This window comes from Senegalia massiliensis, from assembly GCF_009911265.1.
Classification (GTDB): Bacteria; Bacillota; Clostridia; order Tissierellales; family SIT17; genus Anaeromonas; species Anaeromonas massiliensis_A.
Window position 1 is genome coordinate 1 of sequence record NZ_QXXA01000021.1, and the last position, 1,814, is coordinate 1,814.

Here is a 1,814-nt window from a genome sequence, read left to right on the forward strand (position 1 = left end):
CTTGATTTTCTTCTATACTTTCTTCAGAAATCACTTCACCTTCAGCTTGGGCTTCATCTACATAATTTTCTTCAGATGTTGATTTTTTATCGAGTTGTTCTAATTGTTCTTGAGCTTGTCCTATTAAAACAGTAAGTTCTTCTATATCTATATTTAATTTTAATTCACTTTCTCTCTCAACTAAATTAATAATAGAATTATATCCTAAAATAGCATCTTCATAGTTTTGTACATCATATTGACTTTTACTCCAATTCATAACTCTGTCAATATTATTAACCATAAATTTAACAAATTTGTCATAATCAGAATATTGAGTATACCCTTTAATAAATAGTTTAGTTTGAAGTGATATATTTTCTTCTTCCATTGCTACATTATATAACGTATCCTCTTCTGAAAAATCATTCGCATTTGCTAATGATGTAAAGAATAAAATAAATATCATAAGTAAAATTGTAAACTTACTTTTTGTTTTCACATTATCTCCCCTTTTTTATATAATCTTCCTCCTTTGACATTATACCATTTAATCCTTTTTTTTCATATATAAATTTAAAAATAACTTAGAGATAATATTATCTCTAAGTTATTTTTAAATTTAATTACAATTTATTTCACTTAAAATATTTAATTATTATATTGTGGAATATCAAATATCAAAGTATAATCACTAGACTTATTATAAAAATCCGCAAAAATTTTAGCTTGTTTTATAGCCCACCCTATATCAGTAGCATATTGATGTGACCCCGGATTCTCAGGATTCCATCTCATTTTATATAAAGTGTCTTGACCTCTATTTATATATCCATTATTTATAAATTTAGCACCACCTATAATTGCCTTAGCAGGTGTATCCCATCCTTCTTCATATGCACGTATAGCACCACCCATTAATGGGTTACTATCAAAAGCACCTATTCCAAACATATTATAAACCTTTTTATAACTCTTAGATGTTTTTCCGCCTATTTGCGTGCCTGAGCTATTAATAAAATAGCCATCTTTATCTACTAATTTATAATTCTCATCAAGATATACTCCTTTAGCTAATTTAGAAGACCCATTACCTGTTTCAAGCTTAGCATGTGATATTAAGTAAAGTTCATTAATACTATGTATCCTTGATGCTTCTGCAAAAGCAGAACCCATCCCATGTAAGATTCCCTGTCCATATAAAATTTCATTTAAATCTTTTTCATTTACACCTGTACTAACAGATAGAACAACAAATTGAAAAATATTATCTGTTACAACCTCTGTATTTATAAAACTCCCTGGATTCATATGATAAAAAATTGATTCTTTATTTGCTGCATACCAACCATATTTATCTTTAGGGATACTCAAATTAGCATACTTTGATAAATCTGTACGTGGATAAGCATCTCCTAAATTCATTTGCTCATTCAGCGCATCATTAATTGATGTATTATATTTTGTAGTATAAAAATTATTACTATTTACTACAATATTACGTTGAGATAATGATAATAATAGGTTAACCTCAGTTTTAATTTGATTAGATAATGATGGCATAGTTAGTATATCATTATAGTAATTTATTGCACTATTAAAGTTTCCTTTTGAATGATGATTCTTTCCTAAATTTAATAATCCCTTTGCTGTATTCTCTAATCTTTCTTTTATCTCTGGGCTTTCTGGATATAACTCATATCCTTCCATATATATCTTTCTTTTTCCACTTGCTGTATATTCATTTTTTCCTAGTTCCAATATTTCTTCCAATGATCTATATACTATTCCTTTATTAGCTACACTTCTATATATTTCTGCAAACCCTATTGTTT

Annotated in this window: 2 protein-coding genes; both read right to left on the reverse strand. The window is 27.3% G+C overall.

The annotated features are described in order from the left end of the window. A partial coding sequence (locus D3Z33_RS15055) for a hypothetical protein (RefSeq protein ID WP_160198602.1) occupies positions 1-481 on the reverse strand: 481 nt, incomplete at its 3' end. A 149-nt stretch (positions 482-630) separates the two neighbouring features. Further along, a partial coding sequence (locus D3Z33_RS15060) for an N-acetylglucosaminidase (RefSeq protein ID WP_201750554.1) occupies positions 631-1,814 on the reverse strand: 1,184 nt, incomplete at its 5' end.